Origin of the sequence: Yersinia sp. 2541 StPb PI, from assembly GCF_052217145.1 — a bacterium.
GTDB classification, from domain to species: Bacteria; Pseudomonadota; Gammaproteobacteria; order Enterobacterales; family Enterobacteriaceae; genus Yersinia; species Yersinia enterocolitica_E.
This window is the reverse complement of the sequence record NZ_JAZGQB010000001.1, coordinates 985730-1004208: the sequence shown is the minus strand read 5'-3', so window position 1 is coordinate 1004208 and position 18479 is coordinate 985730. Positions and strand designations below refer to the sequence as shown.

Below are 18479 nucleotides of genomic sequence, written 5' to 3'. Positions count from 1 at the left end.
GTTTTATTTAACCTGTTTCAGCACGTCAGCAGTGATATCTTTAGAAGGGTCTGCATATGCAACAGCATTTGCATCAATCACCACATCATAACCACCTTTGCTAGCAACAGATTTAACAGCATCCTGAATACGGCTCAGAATTTTGTTACGCTCTTCCATCTGACGACGGCGATTATCTTGCTCAAAAGCCTGGGCTTTAGTAGAGAAAGTTTCACGCTGTTTCATTACGTCGCTTTCCAGCTTGGTACGATCACTGGCTTTCATGGTAGAACCGTCACGTTGCAGCTTCTGCATTTTAGTTTGCAGGTCGCGCTCCATTCCTTGCAGTTCGGTTGCACGGCCTTTGAATTCATTCTCCAGCTGCTTAGCTACGGTTTCACGCGCAGGTAATTGTTGGAAAATGCTGGAAACGTTAACAATAGCAATCTTGTCAGCGGCTTGAACGCTGGCAGAAGCTGCCAATGCTAAACCAAGACCTGCGGCACACAACCACTTTTTCACTATAAACTCCTTACCATTACCCGTTTGTGTCAGAGACACCTTGAAGTGCACTTAATACTGAATAGTGCCTAAAATAGCGCCAAACTCACTAGCGCTACCTTAGGTTATTTCAACTACCAGTGCTGTCTTTAAAATTCAGAACTACTTTGCCAATCAATTACCAAGTCTTACCAATGTTAAACTGGAATTGCTCTGACTTATCACCTTCGTAATCTTTAACCGGTTTAGCATATGAGAACACTAATGGACCCAATGGCGACATCCATTGTAATGACACACCGGCAGACACACGAATATTACTCGCCTTACTGTAATCAGGTACACCAGCAGCACGCGTCAGTGCGGTATTTTCCCAGTTAGTATCCCATACAGTACCTGAGTCAATGAAGAAGGAGGTCCGTACAGAGTTTGAGTATTTTTCACTGATAAACGGCGTCGGTGTAATCAGTTCTAAACTGGCCACCGCCATCGCGTTACCACCAACCGCATCGGTTGAATCTCTGATGGTCCCATTAGCATTATAGTATGCCGCTTTAGGACCGATATTATTTGATCGGAAACCACGGACAGTGCTGGAACCACCGGCATAGAAGTTCTCATAGAATGGCATCTCTTTCGAACCGATACCGTCGCCATAACCCAAGCGACCACGGCCTAAGAGCACCCATGAATGATCTTCATCTAACGGTTGGTAAGCAGATGTATCGAAAGTGATTTTATAGAACTCGTTATCAGAGCCAGGTACCGTCACTTTGGTATTAACTGATGATTTAACCCCTGACGTTGGGAAGAAACCACGGTCAAGGTTGTTATAAGTCCAACCCAGATTCAGTGTGAAGTCATCCGCTGTGAAGCTGGCACGATCAGTCAGATTAGGATCTTGACCAACAGAGTCAAGATATCGCCACATCGCGACTTGTGGTTCCATGTCAGACAGGGAGTTATGGACGTAACCTAAACCAACCCGTAATGAGTTATTCTCATTAATTGGGAAGCCTAAAGTACCGTCAATACCATAACTGCTGTTGGTATAGCCAGACAGGTCTGCGTTATCTGCTTTAAAATCATTATAGAAGATACGCCCGCCCAGACTTACACCATCAACGGTGAAGTAAGGGTCAGTTAAGGTAAATTCAGCATAAGTCTGATAGTCGTTCTTCGTACCATTAATACCGACGGTATTACCAGTACCCAACCAGTTATCTTGCTGAACCCCAACCTGGAAGCTGACACCACTTTCTGTGCCGTAACCAATACCAAAGTTTAAACTACCGGTATTGCGTTCCTTGACTTTATAAGTGACATCGACCTGATCAGCAGTTCCTGGAACACGTTGAGTTTCAACATCAACGGTTTCGAAATAGCCCAGACGGTTTAAACGTTCTTTGCCCGCTTCGACCTGATCATTACCCAACCATGCACCTTCCATCTGGCGCATTTCACGGCGCAATACGGAGTCTTTACTGGTGTCATTACCTTCGAAACGAACATTGCGGACATAGAAACGGTTACCCGCATCTACGTTGATATGCAGTTTGACTGTTTTATCAGCATCGTTAATTTCTGGTTGAGAGACCACACGCGGATAAGCATAGCCATAGCGGCCCAACATCTTCTTGATGTCTTCTTCAATGCGTGTGACTTTACTGCCGTTAAACAATTCACCCGGTTCAATCGCTGCCAGCTTATCCGCTTCAGATTGATGCCCTGCAAGATTACCGCTCACAACAACGCTATTAAGCTTGTATTGATCGCCTTCGGTAATGTTGATGGTGATATAGATGCCTTTTTTATCTGGCGTCAAACTCACCTGAGTAGAATCGATATTAAATCGGGCGTAACCGCGATCTAAGTAGAAGCTGCGCAAGATTTCGAGATCACCGGCTAGCTTCTGCTTCTGATATTTACGATCACCAACCACGTTCCACCATGGCACTTCATCACGCAATTGGAAGCGTGAGATAAGCTCATCAGTTGTGAAACTGTGGTTACCTACGATGTTAATCTGCTGAATTTTTGCAGAGACACCTTCGGTAAAGACCAGTTTGATATCAACACGATTACGCGGTAGCGGTGTAACAACAGCCTTCACTGAAGCGCTGTATTTACCCACACTGTAGTAGAAGTCTTCGAGTCCTTTTTCAATGCTGGATATAGTGGTACGGTCCAGGGCTTCGCCAACCCGGACGCCAGAGGCTTCCAGATTCTGCTTAAGCATGTCATCTTTCACCGCTTTGTTACCGGAGAAAGTGATGCTGGCAATCGTTGGGCGTTCTTTGACTTGAACAATCAGCGTATCACCATCGCGCAGGACACGAACGTCCTCGAAGTTGCCTGTAGCAAACAACGCACGGATAGTTTTACCGATGTCATCATCACTGACGGTATCGCCTACGCGAACCGGCATATTAAGTAACGCCGCACCGACGGCGACCCGTTGCAGGCCTTCGAAATGAATATCCTTCACTACGAACCCGTCTGCACCGTATACGGTGGCGCTGCCAAACAGCAGCGACGCTATGAGCAACTTTTTCATCGCCATCGTTGTTATGCGTTCTTCCTAACCTATCCCCAGCCGTTAAAGACGGGAGAAATCATTGAAAAGTGCAAGCCCCATTAATAACACCAGCAAAATCGAGCCGATGCGATAACTGAAGTCCTGTACTCGCTCAGAAACCGGCCCACCCTTCAGCTTTTCTATCGCCAGGAAGAGCAGATGTCCACCATCTAATACCGGTAACGGGAACAAATTGATAATGCCCAAGTTGACACTGATTAGTGCCAAAAACATCAGGTAATACACCAATCCGTACTCAGCTGAAACCCCAGCGCCTTGTGCAATAGATATCGGGCCACTCAAGTTATTCAGTTTAACATCACCAGTAATCAGTTTACCCAACATGCCTACCGTCAACCGCATCAACTGCCAGGTTTTATCCCCAGCTTGGTAGAGTGCCGTGAACGGGCCATATTGGCGAATCGTTCTATATTCATCCGGAAGCGGTATAACTTTCGGCACTACACCCGCAAAACCTTCATTGCGGTTTTCTCCAACCGATTTTGTATCTGGTATTAAGGTTAAAGACAAGGGGGTACCACCCCTTTCAATATCTAACACCAGTGGCTTACCGGGGTTATCACGAACCTGTAAAACAAATGTTTGCCAACGATCCAGTGGCTGACCACCAACTTTAACTATCCTATCCCCTGCTTGTAAACCTGCCTTTTGTGCCGCAGACCCGGTTTGAACTTCAGCCAAGACAGATTCAATCTGCGGGCCTCGTGGAATAATACCCAACGCCACGACAGGATCTTGCTTATCAGGCTCGAACTGCCACTGTTGCAGATCCAGTGTCTTTTGCACCACATTAGCAGAACCAAATGGTGCCACACCCACCTGTATTTGTTTATCACCGATTTTGCCGACGAGGGCCAAACGAACAGAATCCCAGTCAGGCGTTTCGATACCATCTACAGACTTAAGTTCCATTCCTGGAGAAATATTGGCTTGTGCAGCAATGGATTGTGGCGAAATGTCACCCACTACCGGGCGCACACTTGGCACACCAATGATAAACACCAGCCAGTAAGCAATGACAGCAAAAAGGAAGTTGGCAATAGGGCCCGCGCTGACGATTGCCGCGCGTTGCAAAACAGTTTTATTATTAAAAGATTGATGACGAAGCTCAGGAGCAACAGCTTCAACACGCTCATCTAGCATCTTAACATAGCCGCCCAGCGGGATAAGGGCGATAACATACTCGGTACCTTGACGATCCGTCCGACGCCACAGCGCTTTACCGAAACCAATCGAAAAGCGTTCGACACGGACACCACAGCGCCGCGCCACCCAAAAGTGACCGAACTCATGCACTGTAATTAAGATCCCCAGTGCGATAATAAACGCGGCCAGGCTCCAGAGTATGCTCATCATATTCCCTAAACTCCCCGTCAGTGACGGATTAAAACACTAACAGCATTAAGCAGGCAAATACCGGCACAGCTGCGGTCAGGCTATCGATACGATCCAGTATCCCACCATGACCAGGAATCAGATGACCACTGTCTTTGATTCCCGCTTCACGTTTAAACATACTTTCGGTCAAATCGCCAAGTACTGAGGCCAATGCAGCCACCACGGAACAGATTAACAGTTTTTCCGGGATGATATCCAACGGAGCATAACGACCGAACAACCATGATATCAGAGCTGATGTCAGTAAACCGCCAATTAATCCTTCCCAGGTTTTACCTGGTGATACTTTAGGCGCTAATTTATGTTTACCGAATAATTTACCAAACATGTAAGCGCCAGAATCCGCACCCCATACCAAAAGCATCACATACAGCAGCCACCAGGCGCCGATATGGTGGTTCTGCTCATAACCATACTGACGTAATGCCACCATGCCCCAGAAAAAGGGAACAATAGTCAGAACGCCGAAAATTATACGTAACAGACGTGAATCGCGCCACAACGCCGCAGAGCGTGGGTAAGTAAGCACCAACAGCAATGCTGCGACCCACCAGCCCATAGAGAGCCAGAGAGGGACACTCACTTGTGGTAGATGAGCAGAATGCTGATAGGCAGGAAGGCTAAGCAGCATTGAGATCAGTAGAAAACCACAAAGTATGGCTAACCAAATACGCTGAGAACGACTGGCGAACCCAGCTAATTGCCCCCACTCCCAGGCTGCAAGCATACAGACAAAGAGAGTGACAATAGCAAAACCAACCGGCGGAAGCAGGAACAGGGCACCAATGACAACCGGAATCAAAATCAAAGCAGTTATGAGACGATACTTCAGCAAAAGTTCCCCCTAGGATGCAGTGGCATCGATAGGTGTAGTTCCCCCGAAGCGACGCTCGCGTTGTGCAAATGCATTCAGCGCACCTTCAAAGACATGTTCATCAAAATCAGGCCAGAGTACATCAGTAAAGTAAAGTTCAGCATAGGCAATTTGCCATAACAAAAAATTACTGATGCGATGTTCACCACCGGTTCTGATCACTAAATCCACCTCAGATTGCTCATGCAGGCAGATATGCGAGTTTAGCGATTCTTCACTGATATCTGTGGGCTGCAACTCACCTTGCTGTACTTGCTCAGCTAGATGGCGCACACCCTGAATAATATCCCAACGGCCACCATAATTGGCAGCGATGTTGAGTTTCAGACCGTCATTGTCGGCAGTTAGCGCTTCTGAGCGACGGATCCGTTGTTGTAAACGTTCACTAAATCGACTGATATCACCAATAACAGATAAACGAACATTATGTTTATGCAGACTTTTTACTTCACTGTCCAGCGCACGAACAAAAAGCTCCATCAGAGCGGTGACTTCCTGAGCAGGGCGATTCCAGTTTTCACTACTGAAAGCATAAAGCGTGAGCGCATCCAAATGATGATTGGCAGCAAAACTTACTGCACGACGAACTGATTTCACTCCCGCTTTATGACCGAAGACCCTTAATTTACCCCGATTTTTAGCCCAACGCCCATTACCATCCATAATGATAGCGACATGACGCGGAATCAGGGGGCACAAGTTAGCCCTATCTTCATTTACAGACGACATAATGCGAACTCATTTCCTCAATAAATCAATTGTTCGTCCCGAACATTAGGCAGTAAGCCCACAAAAAAAGCCGTGTACCAAGTCACGGCTTCTTAAGTGACAGCCAAAATAGACGGTTTAAATACCTATTGGGCCACTAATCAACAGTCTATCTATCCATTGACGGTGCAGACTATACCATCTCAGCCTTGCCCTAACAAATTCCCAAAACAGCCAATACAACTTAATGATTCAATTTTTCTATTGCTTGAGCTGCCGTATCACGGGCTTGACGATCAATGATCAGCACCTCATCCACACTAGTGGGTTCAGCCAATGATAACTGTTCCACAACCCTAAGGTTGATGGCTGCAATATCAGTGAAACGAATGCGTGAAGCTAAAAATGCCATAACGGATATTTCGTTCGCGGCATTCAGTGCCGTCGTTGCTGCCTGGCCTGCATTAGAAGCATCAATAGCCAGCTTCAGGCATGGATAACGTTGATAATCCGGTTCAGCAAAAGTCAATTCATGTATCTTGCAGAAATCCAGTGGTTCGACACCTGAACTTACTCGCATAGGGTACGCCATCGCATGTGCAATCGGGGTACGCATGTCTGGGGTCCCCATCTGGGCCAGTACACTACCATCGTGATAACGCACCATCGAGTGAATGACAGATTGAGGATGTAAAATAACCTCTACCTGCTCCGCGCTGGCATTAAATAACCAACGGGCCTCGATATATTCAAGCCCTTTATTCATCATAGTCGCAGAGTCGACTGAAATTTTGCGCCCCATAGACCAGTTTGGATGAGCACAAGCCTGATCTGGTGTGACATCGGCAAATTGCGATAAAGGTATTTCACGTAGTGGGCCACCCGAGCCAGTTAAAATAATGCGCGAGACGCCATTCTCACTTAGTGAAGAGTAGCCTAGTTTACGCTGAATTTTCTCAGGTAAACTCTGAAAAATCGCATTATGTTCGCTGTCGATTGGCAGCAGTTGTGCATGGCTGTGTTTCACTTCATCCATGAAAAGCTTGCCGCAGGTAATCAGTGACTCTTTGTTAGCCAGTAATACCTGTTTACCTGCACGAATAGCCGCCAGCGTTGAAGACAGGCCTGCCACACCGACAATTGCCGCCATCACTTGATCAATATCGTCTAACGCAGCCAGTTCACCGGCCGCTTTTTCACCATGAAAAACTTCGGTTTTCGAACCGTGCTCAGCCAATAACTGGCGCAACGCTTTGGCCGATATTTCATCTGACATCGCGGCATAGCGAGGAGAAAACTCGAGGCATTGCATTGCCATCTGCTCGACATTGCGACCAGCCACAAGTGCAGTAACGTTGAATAATTCGGGATTAGCGCGGACAACACCCAAAGTGCTGTTACCGATGGAGCCAGTAGAACCAAGAATAGTCAGTTGCTTCATGAGAGTGCTCTGAATAACTGTTTTTATGATAGGCGAGAGCGCAACCGACCCGAATAACAGGTGGTCTAATAAAGATCCTCGGCCCAATTTTATAGCGTATTACTGCCGATATCGCATGACTCTACTAACCTAGTGAATCGGCAAAATAGTGATCCTGCTAAAAACAAAGCGCCACCTAAGCGACGCTCTGTTTTTTGTCAGTCAGAATTAGAAATCCATCAACTCAGCTTCTTTAGCCGCTAATGCAGTATCAACTTTCTTGATAAAAGCATCGGTCAGTTTTTGGATATCATCCTGAGAACGGCGGTCTTCATCTTCACTGATCTCTTTATCTTTCAGCAAAGCTTTCACTTTTTCGTTAGCATCACGGCGCACGTTACGAATCGATACACGGCCCTGCTCTGCTTCTGCACGAACAACTTTGATCAAGTCTTTACGGCGCTCTTCTGTCAATGCTGGCAGTGGAACACGAATAACGGTACCCGCGGAAGAAGGATTCAGCCCTAAATCGGAGGTCATGATCGCTTTCTCAACCGCGGCGCTAAGGCTGCGGTCAAACACGGTCAATGCCAGAGTACGGGAGTCTTCAACCACAATGTTAGCCAACTGGCGCAATGGCGTAGCAGTGCCATAATACTCAACCTGAATGCCATCAAGAATACTTGGAGAAGCACGACCGGTACGGATCTTACTGATATGGTTTTGGAAAGCTTCAAAGCATTTTTCCATACGCACTTCAGTATCTTTTCTAATTTCGTTAATCACGTTGTGAACCCTTGGAAACTGGTTACTTGGCAGGCCATAGCATGAGTATAGCCGGTGAATATACAAACCAACAGTTGCAGGCATTGGGGGCATATCTGAAAGCCGCATGCCCCTGACAATACAGGCTGCCGCTTATTTAGCGATCGCTGTCACTTCTTTAGTGATCAACGTCCCTTCATTCTCACCCATCACCACGCGACGCAGAGCGCCAGGTTTGTTCATATTGAAAACACGAATTGGCAAGTTATGATCACGGGCCAAAGTGAAGGCCGCCAGATCCATAACTTTTAGCTCGCGCTCCAGAACATCCTGATAGGTTAGCTGCTCAAACAGTGTTGCGTCAGGGTTTTTAACCGGATCTGCGGAGTAAACTCCATCAACTTTCGTCGCTTTCAGCACCACATCAGCTTCGATCTCGATACCACGCAGACAGGCCGCGGAATCGGTGGTGAAGAAAGGGTTACCTGTACCTGCGGCAAAAATCACCACACGGTTATGACGCAGCAAGCTGATAGCTTCAGCCCAACTGTAATTATCACACACACCATTAAGTGGAATAGCAGACATCAGGCGGGCGTTCACATAGGCACGGTGCAGTGCATCTCGCATTGCCAGGCCGTTCATTACGGTAGCCAGCATTCCCATGTGGTCGCCCACTACGCGGTTCATCCCAGCCTGTGCCAAACCGGCACCGCGGAATAGGTTACCACCGCCAATGACCACACCGACCTGAATGCCCAATTCGACCAGCTCTTTAACTTCTTGAGCCATGCGATCCAAAACGCTTGCGTCGATACCAAAACCTTCCGCGCCTTGCAGGGCTTCGCCGCTAAGCTTAAGCAGGATACGCTGATATACGGGTTTTGCATTGGTTGCCATGGTGTTCTGTCCTAAGCAGCAGTAATAAATATTGGGAACTTGACCGTCAAATGTTCAAAGCAATACCGTGCGCTGAAAACTGACAGGACTAAGCTTATACCCTAAATAATTCGAGTTGCAGGAAGACGACAACTGAGCGAATCCTCAGAAGCTTACATAAGTAAGTGACTGAAGTGAACGAAAGCAGTCAACGCACCTGTAATTTGAAGTATGACGGGTATCGTGTGGATAAAATGGAACCGCCGATTGGCGGCCCCATTTTTAGCATTAAGACTGTTTGCTCATTGCTGCAACTTCAGCAGCAAAGTCAGTCTCAACTTTCTCAATGCCTTCGCCCACTTCGAAGCGGATGAAGTTTGTTACGTCAGCTTTGTTCTCTTTCAACAAATCACCAACGGTTTTGCTTGGGTCCATAACGAAGTTCTGACCAGTCAGAGAAACTTCGCCGGTGAACTTACGCATACGGCCTTCAACCATCTTCTCAGCAATTTCACGTGGTTTGCCGGATTCGATAGCAATGTCCAACTGGATTTGGTGCTCGCGAGCAACAACTTCAGCAGGAACATCGTCTGGCTTAACATATTCTGGTTTGCTTGCAGCAATGTGCATAGCAATGTGCTTAACCAGCTCTTCATCAGCGCCAGTTGCTGCAACCATAACGCCGATACGAGCGCCGTGCAGATAAGTACCCAGAACATCGCCTTCCAGAGCAGCAATACGACGAATATTGATGTTCTCGCCGATTTTAGCTACCAGATTGGCGCGTTGCTCTTCAAACTTAGCTTTCAGAACGTCGATATTAGTGATTTTGTCAGCCAGAGCTGCGTTGATAACTTCTTCGCCAAATGCTTTGAAGCCAGCATCTTTAGCAACAAAGTCAGTTTCGCAGTTCAGTTCCAGAATCACACCGAACTTACCGTCGGCTGAAAGTTGAGCCAGGATGATGCCTTCAGCAGCGATACGGCCTGCTTTCTTGGCAGCTTTAGCCTGACCAGATTTACGCATATTGTCGATGGCAAGCTCGATGTCGCCGTTAGCTTCAACCAACGCCTTTTTACATTCCATCATGCCTGCGGCAGTACGCTCACGCAGTTCTTTTACCAAAGCAGCGGTAATAGCAACCATTTAAATTTCCTCGGTTCTCTTGTGAAAACAAGATCTCACATTAGATACGCAAAGGGGGCCTATAAAGGCCCCCTAACCAACATATTTCAATACCTGGTTAATAAGGGCTCCAACGAGCCTGACTTATTATTCAGCTTCTACGAAGCTTTCTTCCGCTTGAACGGCCAGATCTTGAGAACGACCTTCAGTGACGGCAGTAGCAACGGCGTTCAGGTACAGTTTAACTGCACGGATCGCGTCATCGTTACCTGGGATGATGAAGTCAACGCCATCTGGATCGGAGTTAGTATCAACGATAGAGAATACCGGGATACCCAGGTTGTTAGCTTCTTTGATAGCGATGTGTTCGTGATCAGCATCAACAACAAACAGAGCGTCTGGTAAACCGCCCATGTCTTTGATACCGCCCAGGCTGTTTTCCAGCTTGTTCAGTTCACGAGTACGCATCAGCGCTTCTTTTTTGGTCAGCTTGTCAAAGGTGCCGTCTTGAGACTGGATTTCCAAATCTTTCAAACGTTTGATGGACTGACGAACAGTTTTCCAGTTAGTCAGCATCCCGCCCAACCAGCGATGGTTCACGAAGAACTGGTCGCAGTTGTTGGCAGCGTCTTTTACCGCTTCGCTTGCTGCGCGTTTAGTACCAACGAACAAGATCTTACCTTTACGGGAAGAGATCTTTTTCAATTCAGCCAGAGCTTCGTTGAACATTGGTACGGTCTTTTCCAGGTTGATGATGTGAACTTTGTTACGTGCGCCGAAGATGAAAGGCTTCATTTTCGGGTTCCAGTAACGGGTCTGGTGACCGAAGTGAACACCGGCCTGGAGCATGTCGCGCATGGAAACAGTTGCCATGATTAAAACCTCTATAGTATCAGTTGGGGTTATGCCTCCACGTGCCCCATAACGCCGACCCCATAAGAAATTGATAATCATCAAAAACTTTAGGGCACCCCGGCGTATGTGTCGACACGTGTGTGTTATTTACACATATGAGTGCGATTGGTATTACTCAGCTAAACAGCTACCTGCCATCAGGACATGCCCTGAAATCGGACCTGAAACGACAACATAATAGTGCGGTTTGCCGGCGCGCTTTATACCATAAACAGCCGCAACACACCAACTTTTGTTGCATTTAGTGTCGTCACTGCAAACGAAAGTTTGGCAGCTAATTGCAGGGCTGGTACCATTAGCGACAGGTTATTTAGGGTATATGATATTTATTACCTGCTTATTCATATTACGGCGGCTGGTTGGTATTCACAGCCCCTACGGACACTTTTGCATGGCAATCTCAATAAAAACACCTGAAGATATTCAAAAAATGCGCGTTGCTGGCCGCCTGGCTGCTGAAGTGCTGGAGATCATTGAACCTCACGTAAAACCGGGGGTAACCACTGGTGAACTCGATCGTATCTGCCACGATCATATCACCAACCATCAGCAGGCTATCTCTGCTTGTCTGGGTTACCACGGCTTTCCTAAATCGGTTTGTATTTCCATTAATGAAGTTATTTGTCACGGCATTCCAAGTGATGAGAAAGTGTTGAAAGACGGTGACATCGTCAATATCGACGTGACTGTTATTAAAGACGGTTTCCATGGCGATACATCAAAAATGTTTATCGTCGGCAAACCTACCATTTTAGGTGAGCGCCTGTGCCGCGTCACTCAAGAGAGCCTGTACCTGGCAATCAAAATGGTCAAACCGGGTATCCGCCTGCGCACTCTGGGTAAAGAGATCCAAAAATTTGTGGAAGCAGAGAACTTTTCTGTGGTGCGTGAATATTGTGGCCACGGTATTGGCGAAGGTTTCCATGAAGAACCACAAGTGCTGCACTACGATGCAGACGACGGTGGCGTAATCCTACAAACGGGTATGGCTTTCACCATTGAGCCTATGGTCAACGCAGGGGATTACCGAATTCGTACCATGAAAGATGGCTGGACGGTAAAAACTAAAGATCGCAGCTTGTCGGCACAGTATGAGCATACTATTGTGGTAACCGATAACGGCTGCGAAATAATGACGTTGCGAAAGGATGACACCATCCCCAACATCATAACGCACGAGTAATAATGACAAGCCGGCAGCCGCCGGCTTTTTTATGGGCTGCGTCTTTTTATCAGGTCGCATTTATCGGGTAAACATATGTCTGACAATCACACCGAGCACTCTGTATCCCCTGCGGTACCGAAGGTCATTCCTGAGCAGCCCGCACCACCAAGCACTTATCTCGATAGTGACCTTAATTGCCCGATTCTCAAGCAGCGGCTTGAGACTTTCCAACTTTGGCAGGCGGAAGCATTCAATGGCGGAATCAGTGCCGAGATATTAATTGCTGCGCGCAGTGATTACATTGACCGCCTGTTACGGCGGCTGTGGACCTTCTATGGCTTTGATGATGTGGCTGAAACCGCGCTGGTTGCTGTGGGCGGCTATGGCCGTGGTGAACTACACCCCTTATCAGATATTGATGTATTGGTTCTCAGCAGGCAGCGTCTAAGCGATGAAGATGCGCAACGCGTCGGCCAGTTGATCACTTTGCTATGGGACCTGAAACTGGAAGTCGGCCACAGCGTGCGCACACTGGAAGAGTGTTTGCTCGAGGGGTTAGCCGACCTCACTGTCGCCACCAATATGATTGAGTCACGCTTGATTTGCGGTGATGTAGCCCTGTTTTTACAGATGCAGAAGCACATTTTCAGCGACAATTTCTGGCCCTCTCCGCAATTTTTCCATGCCAAAATCACCGAACAACAAGAACGGCATAAACGCTACCATGGCACCAGTTATAACCTAGAGCCTGATATTAAAAGTAGCCCTGGTGGGTTACGGGATATCCACACCCTACAATGGGTAGCCCGCCGCCATTTTGGTGCCACATCCTTAAGTGAGATGGTTGATTTCGGTTTTCTGACCAAAGCTGAGCGCAATGAGCTGATTGAAAGCCAGAGTTTTCTGTGGCGCATCCGTTTCGCGCTGCATTTGGTATTAACTCGCTACGATAACCGCCTGCTGTTTGACCGCCAACTGAGTGTGGCTCAGCTTTTGCAATATCAGGGCGAAGGCAATGAACCGGTCGAACGGATGATGAAAGATTTTTATCGTATGACGCGCCGGGTCAGCGAACTGAACAACATGCTGCTACAACTGTTTGACGAAGCCATATTGGCGCTGGGTACCAATGAAAAACCACGTCCACTGGATGATGAATTTCAGTTACGCGGGGATTTGATAGATCTGCGTGATGAGAACTTATTTATCCAGCAGCCTGAAGCTATTATGCGCATGTTCTATCTGATGGTGCGCAATCAGGATATCAAAGGCATATATTCCACCACAGTACGCCGCTTACGCCATGCCCGGCGGCATCTGAAACAGCCTTTATGTAACATTCCTGAAGCCCGCAAGCTATTCATGGCCATTTTGCGCCACCCAGGTGCGGTTTCCCGAGCATTATTACCGATGCATCGCCACAGCGTGCTGTGGGCCTATATGCCACAATGGGGCAGTATCGTTGGCCAGATGCAGTTTGACCTGTTTCACGCCTACACCGTAGATGAGCACACTATCCGCGTGTTACTTAAACTCGAAAGCTTTGCCGATGAAAAAACCCGGCCACGCCATCCTCTCTGCGTCGAGCTTTACCCACGCCTGCCTCAACCTGAATTATTGTTGCTAGCAGCGCTGTTCCACGATATTGCCAAAGGGCGTGGGGGCGACCATTCAATACTGGGCGCTCACGACGTATTGGAATTTGCCGAGCAGCACGGCCTTAACTCGCGCGAAGCTCAACTTGTGGCTTGGTTAGTTCGTTGCCATCTCTTGATGTCAGTGACAGCTCAGCGTCGGGATATTCAGGACCCTGCGGTTATTCAGCAATTCTCCGCCGAAGTACAAAGCGAAACTCGCTTGCGCTATTTAGTCAGTCTGACGGTGGCTGATATTTGCGCCACCAATGAAAATTTGTGGAATAGCTGGAAACAGAGCCTGTTACGCGAACTTTATTTCGCTACAGAAAAACAGTTACGCCGTGGTATGCAAAACAGCCCGGATTTGCGCGAACGTGTCCGTCACCACCGGCTACAAGCTCTGGCGCTGCTGCGGATGGATAATATCGATGAAGAAGCATTGCACCGCATCTGGAGCCGCTGCCGGGCTGATTATTTCCTGCGTCATTCACCCAATCAATTAGCCTGGCATGCCCGCCACTTATTAGAGCATGACTCAACCAAGCCACTGGTGTTAGTTAGCCGTCAGGCAACACGGGGGGGAACCGAAATATTCATCTGGAGCCCTGACCGCCCATCACTGTTTGCTGCGGTGGTCGGTGAGCTGGATCGCCGCAATCTGAGTGTTCATGATGCACAGATTTTCACCAACCGCGATGGTATGGCGATGGATACCTTTATCGTATTGGAGCCAGATGGCAGCCCACTGGCTCAAGATAGACATCCCATCATTAGTCATGCCTTAGAACAAGCGATGACCCAGCCGAATTATCAACATCCGCGCGTCAGGCGGTTATCACCTAAATTACGGCATTTCAGTGTACCGACTGAAACCAATTTCTTGCCAACCCATAACGAGCGCCGTACTTATCTGGAGCTAATTGCACTGGACCAGCCGGGCTTACTGGCTCGGGTAGGTGGGATATTTGCAGATTTAGGGTTATCGCTGCATAGCGCACGTATCACAACTATTGGCGAGCGGGTGGAGGATTTATTTGTATTAGCAGACAAAGATCGCCGCGCTTTAAGTATTGAAACCCGCCGCGAATTAGCACAACGGTTGACAGATACCCTCAATCCGAACGATAAACTGTGATACAAATAACTTTTTAGTCATTAATTTTTCTTACAACCCATTTTGAAGGGAACAGGATGCAGCAACTACAGAACGTTATTGAAACCGCCTTCGAACGCCGTGCAGATATCACGCCGGCCAACGTTGATACCGTAACCCGCGAAGCGATTAACCACGTGATTGATCTGCTTGATACCGGTGCACTACGGGTGGCAGAAAAGATTGACGGCCAGTGGGTTACCCATCAATGGCTGAAGAAAGCGGTACTGCTGTCTTTCCGTATCAATGATAATCAGGTCATGGAAGGCGCAGAAACGCGTTACTACGACAAAGTACCAATGAAATTCGCCGGTTACGATGAAGCGCGGTTCCAACGTGAAGGCTTCCGTGTCGTACCACCAGCAACCGTACGTAAAGGCGCATTTATCGCTCGTAATACCGTACTGATGCCTTCTTATGTGAATATTGGCGCTTTCGTTGATGAAGGCACCATGGTCGATACCTGGGCAACTGTCGGTTCTTGCGCGCAAATTGGTAAGAATGTGCACTTGTCCGGTGGTGTCGGCATTGGTGGCGTGCTTGAGCCACTGCAAGCCAACCCAACCATCATTGAAGATAACTGCTTTGTCGGTGCGCGTTCAGAAGTGGTTGAAGGGGTTATCGTCGAAGAAGGTTCCGTTATCTCTATGGGCGTATTTATTGGGCAAAGCACCCGTATTTACGATCGTGAAACTGGTGAAATTCACTATGGCCGCGTTCCGGCCGGGTCTGTTGTCGTTTCCGGTAACCTGCCCTCGAAAGACGGTAGCTACAGCCTGTACTGTGCAGTTATCGTGAAGAAAGTTGACGCGAAAACCCGTGGAAAAGTCGGTATTAATGAGTTATTACGCACCATCGACTAAGATGAATATAGCGGGCTAATCACCCGCTATTTTTTTGCTTTGTGAAGTTATCGCCTGCAATCACATACTTTGGCGAAATTTACCGTCATAATCATAAACTGTGGAATATAAAATCAAAAAGGTGGCGCTATGTATGACAATCTGAAAAGCTTAGGAATCACACAACCAGAAGATGTCGATCGCTATAGCCTGCGTCAGGAGGCCAATAACGACATTCTGAAAATTTATTTCCGCAAAGATAAAGGCGAGTTTTTTGCTAAGAGTGTGAAATTCAAATATCCACGCCAACGCAAAACTGTAGTGGCGGATAACGCTGGACATGGTTACAAAGAAATCAATGAAATCAATCCTAATCTCCGTTACGTCATTGATGAGTTGGATCAACTGTGTAAGCGCGATCAGATTGAAGTGGATTTGAAACGCAAAATCCTGGATGACTTACGCCATTTAGAAAGCGTTGTCGCCAATAAGATTTCAGAAATTGAATCAGATTTAGAAAAACTGACCAACGGCCGCTAAATCTAGCTGAGCACGTATTGTGGCAGCACACTGCACGCCACAATACGTCATTGAGCAGAAGCTATGTTACTTAAGCAAACGGCCCCATTTTTCTACCCACAACGCTGAAACCACTTCTGGCTCAGGGTGTTCCATCGCGTCAATATCCAGTCGTTCACCAATCCGGGTCGCCCCTTGCTCTTGCAGCAGTTCATCAAATGCTCGCCCTGCGCCGCAGAAATTATCATAACTGCTGTCACCTAGTGCAATGACGCCATAACGTAGCTCTGGCTGAAACCCTACCTGATCACGAACAGCGACGAACAGTGCTGCTATGCTGTCAGGGAAGTCGCCTTGTCCGGTAGTAGATGTGATAACCAGTGCATAATGTTGACGATAATACTGCCAGGCTTCTAAAGTCCCCTCTTCAAACAGTGTTACCTCATGCCCCTGCTCTTTCAGTATGTTTTCAGCTTCTTCCGCCACTAACAACGCATTACCGTAGACAGTGCCGACAAAAATCCCGACCTGAGCCATAAAAGATATTCCCTTTTAACCAGAAAAAATTATTCACTATCCTGACCTTCGGTCGCCGGAAACTCAACCCTTTCAAGATGAGGGGTAATACCCAACCAGCCAAAGTGTGACATCAAGCCTTGCCAGGATTCATCCCAACGCGCCGTAAGCGAAAGCACCTCACCAGTAACTGGATGATTCAATTGTAAATGGCTAGCGTGCAACATGAGCCGTGAGCAATCAAAGTGTTGGGCAATGCCTCTATTCTGACGCAAATCACCGTGGGCACTATCACCAATAATTGGGTGGCGTATATGTGCCATATGTCGCCGTAACTGATGCTTACGCCCTGTTTCCGGTTTCAGCTCCAATAAACTGAAGCGTGATGTGTCATAGCGCCCAATAGCAACAGGAACTTCCACTTGAGCCAAAGGCTGATAGTGGGTAACTGACGGTTGTGGTGCTTTATCTTGTTTGGAATGTTTATCCGCGATTTTATCCAGTTCTTCGCTCATCGCGTAATCAACCGTACCACCTTCCAGCACATAGCCACGAACCACCGCATGGTATATTTTCTGAATCTGGTGCTGTTCAAACTGCGCCGAAAGAGCACGGGCAACATCACTGGATAACGCCATCAGCAGCACACCTGATGTTGGGCGATCCAGACGGTGGACGGTATAAACATGCTGGCCAATCTGGTCGCGCACCGTTTGCATCACAAATACGGTTTCATTACTGTCCAACCAACTACGGTGAACCAGCCAACCGGCGGGTTTATTCACCGCAACTATATATTCATCTTGGTAAATTATTTCCAGCATTAGTTACTTTCTTTATTCAACAGATCATCGAGACACTGTAATTGTGCCAGCAGTATGGTGCAATCTGGCCGACTATCACCACTTAATGCCTCTTCAAAGTATGGCGTAATGGCGAAACGTGTCGGAAGTGGGTTATTCGATTCCAGCAATGCATACATTCGGGGAATCAGTACCCATTGCAACCACTGCTCGGCATCCATGGTATCGATACTGAAAGGCTCATTACTTTCGAAGGCTGCCGCTGGCGGTGGAACAACTTGCCAAAGATCAATTGCTCGCATGGCAAGCTCAATATCCCGTAAGTTCTGACGCACCTGATTTTCTATACTCATGATTATGCTCTCAACCAAAAAACAGCCATTCGCCGGGCTGGTCCAACGGCGGCCAAGCATACCATTGAAGAAGGCGATGCCCAAACTCACGCCATAGACAACAGAAGGATATTGGGCAAAATAAGCATAAAAAAAGGGGTACTGTTTTACCAGTACCCCTCAATTCGTTTCATAGCTATCCCGCTAAAAGTGATGCTCCCTGCTCAATCCATGAAAACTTTTCCGTGTGGTTATCCTAACCAGCAATCCGTCGCAGTGTCCTACACCATCCCGATGCTAATCCTGAGGTTATCCTAACCCACCATTCATCCTGAACCGGCTCTCAATC

At 47.6% G+C, this 18479-nt stretch carries 17 protein-coding genes; 4 read left to right on the top strand and 13 right to left on the bottom strand.

Annotated elements, in window-relative coordinates; all coding sequences use genetic code 11:
- Positions 1-3: 3 nt before the first annotated feature.
- The 10 genes from skp to rpsB form a co-directional block, all read right to left on the bottom strand.
- Positions 4-501 carry a molecular chaperone Skp gene (gene skp / locus V1953_RS04325; protein WP_032820361.1) on the bottom strand — a complete coding sequence of 166 codons (498 nt, stop codon included), beginning with the start codon at positions 499-501 and terminating at the stop codon, positions 4-6.
- A 157-nt stretch (positions 502-658) separates the two neighbouring features.
- Positions 659-3043 carry an outer membrane protein assembly factor BamA gene (bamA, locus tag V1953_RS04320; RefSeq protein WP_083162931.1) on the bottom strand — a complete coding sequence of 795 codons (2385 nt, stop codon included), beginning with the start codon at positions 3041-3043 and terminating at the stop codon, positions 659-661.
- Between the two features lie 36 nt (positions 3044-3079).
- Positions 3080-4435 (bottom strand): sigma E protease regulator RseP, encoded by a 1356-nt coding sequence (gene rseP / locus V1953_RS04315; RefSeq protein ID WP_442850693.1) that lies wholly within the window; start codon positions 4433-4435, stop codon positions 3080-3082.
- A gap of 28 nt (positions 4436-4463) precedes the next feature.
- The gene (gene cdsA, locus V1953_RS04310; protein ID WP_083162927.1) at positions 4464-5312 is read right to left on the bottom strand and encodes a phosphatidate cytidylyltransferase; all 849 of its coding nucleotides are present in this window, start codon (positions 5310-5312) and stop codon (positions 4464-4466) included.
- Between the two features lie 9 nt (positions 5313-5321).
- On the bottom strand, positions 5322-6080 hold the full coding sequence (gene ispU, locus V1953_RS04305) for a (2E,6E)-farnesyl-diphosphate-specific ditrans,polycis-undecaprenyl-diphosphate synthase (RefSeq protein ID WP_083162925.1): 759 nt from the start codon (positions 6078-6080) through the stop codon (positions 5322-5324).
- Between the two features lie 223 nt (positions 6081-6303).
- On the bottom strand, positions 6304-7500 hold the full coding sequence (gene ispC / locus V1953_RS04300; protein ID WP_372569535.1) for a 1-deoxy-D-xylulose-5-phosphate reductoisomerase: 1197 nt from the start codon (positions 7498-7500) through the stop codon (positions 6304-6306).
- 207 nt (positions 7501-7707) lie between these two features.
- Positions 7708-8265: a ribosome recycling factor gene (gene frr / locus V1953_RS04295; protein ID WP_083162921.1), complete on the bottom strand. Its 558-nt coding sequence runs from the start codon at positions 8263-8265 to the stop codon at positions 7708-7710.
- Between the two features lie 132 nt (positions 8266-8397).
- Complete coding sequence (gene pyrH / locus V1953_RS04290; protein WP_083162919.1) at positions 8398-9144, bottom strand: UMP kinase; 747 nt, start codon at positions 9142-9144, stop codon at positions 8398-8400.
- 267 nt (positions 9145-9411) lie between these two features.
- Positions 9412-10269, bottom strand: coding sequence for a translation elongation factor Ts (tsf, locus tag V1953_RS04285; RefSeq protein WP_005185754.1), 858 nt, complete (start codon positions 10267-10269; stop codon positions 9412-9414).
- Between the two features lie 126 nt (positions 10270-10395).
- Positions 10396-11121, bottom strand: a complete 726-nt coding sequence (rpsB, locus tag V1953_RS04280) for a 30S ribosomal protein S2 (protein ID WP_083164108.1) — start codon at positions 11119-11121, stop codon at positions 10396-10398.
- A gap of 433 nt (positions 11122-11554) precedes the next feature.
- Between rpsB and map the strand changes: the two genes are divergently transcribed.
- The 4 genes from map to V1953_RS04260 all read left to right on the top strand — a co-directional run bounded on the left by map (position 11555) and on the right by V1953_RS04260 (position 16500).
- The gene (map, locus tag V1953_RS04275) at positions 11555-12346 is read left to right on the top strand and encodes a type I methionyl aminopeptidase (protein WP_083162917.1); all 792 of its coding nucleotides are present in this window, start codon (positions 11555-11557) and stop codon (positions 12344-12346) included.
- Between the two features lie 75 nt (positions 12347-12421).
- The gene (gene glnD / locus V1953_RS04270; RefSeq protein WP_083162915.1) at positions 12422-15100 is read left to right on the top strand and encodes a bifunctional uridylyltransferase/uridylyl-removing protein GlnD; all 2679 of its coding nucleotides are present in this window, start codon (positions 12422-12424) and stop codon (positions 15098-15100) included.
- 56 nt (positions 15101-15156) lie between these two features.
- Positions 15157-15981, top strand: a complete 825-nt coding sequence (gene dapD, locus V1953_RS04265) for a 2,3,4,5-tetrahydropyridine-2,6-dicarboxylate N-succinyltransferase (protein ID WP_004391708.1) — start codon at positions 15157-15159, stop codon at positions 15979-15981.
- 129 nt (positions 15982-16110) lie between these two features.
- Positions 16111-16500, top strand: a complete 390-nt coding sequence (locus V1953_RS04260) for a DUF3461 family protein (protein WP_004706707.1) — start codon at positions 16111-16113, stop codon at positions 16498-16500.
- A gap of 66 nt (positions 16501-16566) precedes the next feature.
- Here the strand turns inward: V1953_RS04260 and V1953_RS04255 are convergent, their stop codons facing one another.
- Genes V1953_RS04255 through V1953_RS04245 form a run of 3 tightly spaced genes read right to left on the bottom strand, consistent with a single transcriptional unit; the run spans position 16567 to position 18151 of the window.
- Positions 16567-17016, bottom strand: a complete 450-nt coding sequence (locus V1953_RS04255; RefSeq protein ID WP_083162913.1) for a flavodoxin — start codon at positions 17014-17016, stop codon at positions 16567-16569.
- Positions 17017-17045: 29 nt separating this feature from the next.
- Entirely contained in the window at positions 17046-17819 is a 774-nt protein-coding gene (truC, locus tag V1953_RS04250) for a tRNA pseudouridine(65) synthase TruC (RefSeq protein ID WP_372569538.1), read from the bottom strand.
- Positions 17819-18151 (bottom strand): YqcC family protein, encoded by a 333-nt coding sequence (locus V1953_RS04245; protein WP_083164106.1) that lies wholly within the window; start codon positions 18149-18151, stop codon positions 17819-17821. Before V1953_RS04245 ends, truC begins: the two co-directional genes overlap by 1 nt.
- Positions 18152-18479 lie beyond the last annotated feature (328 nt).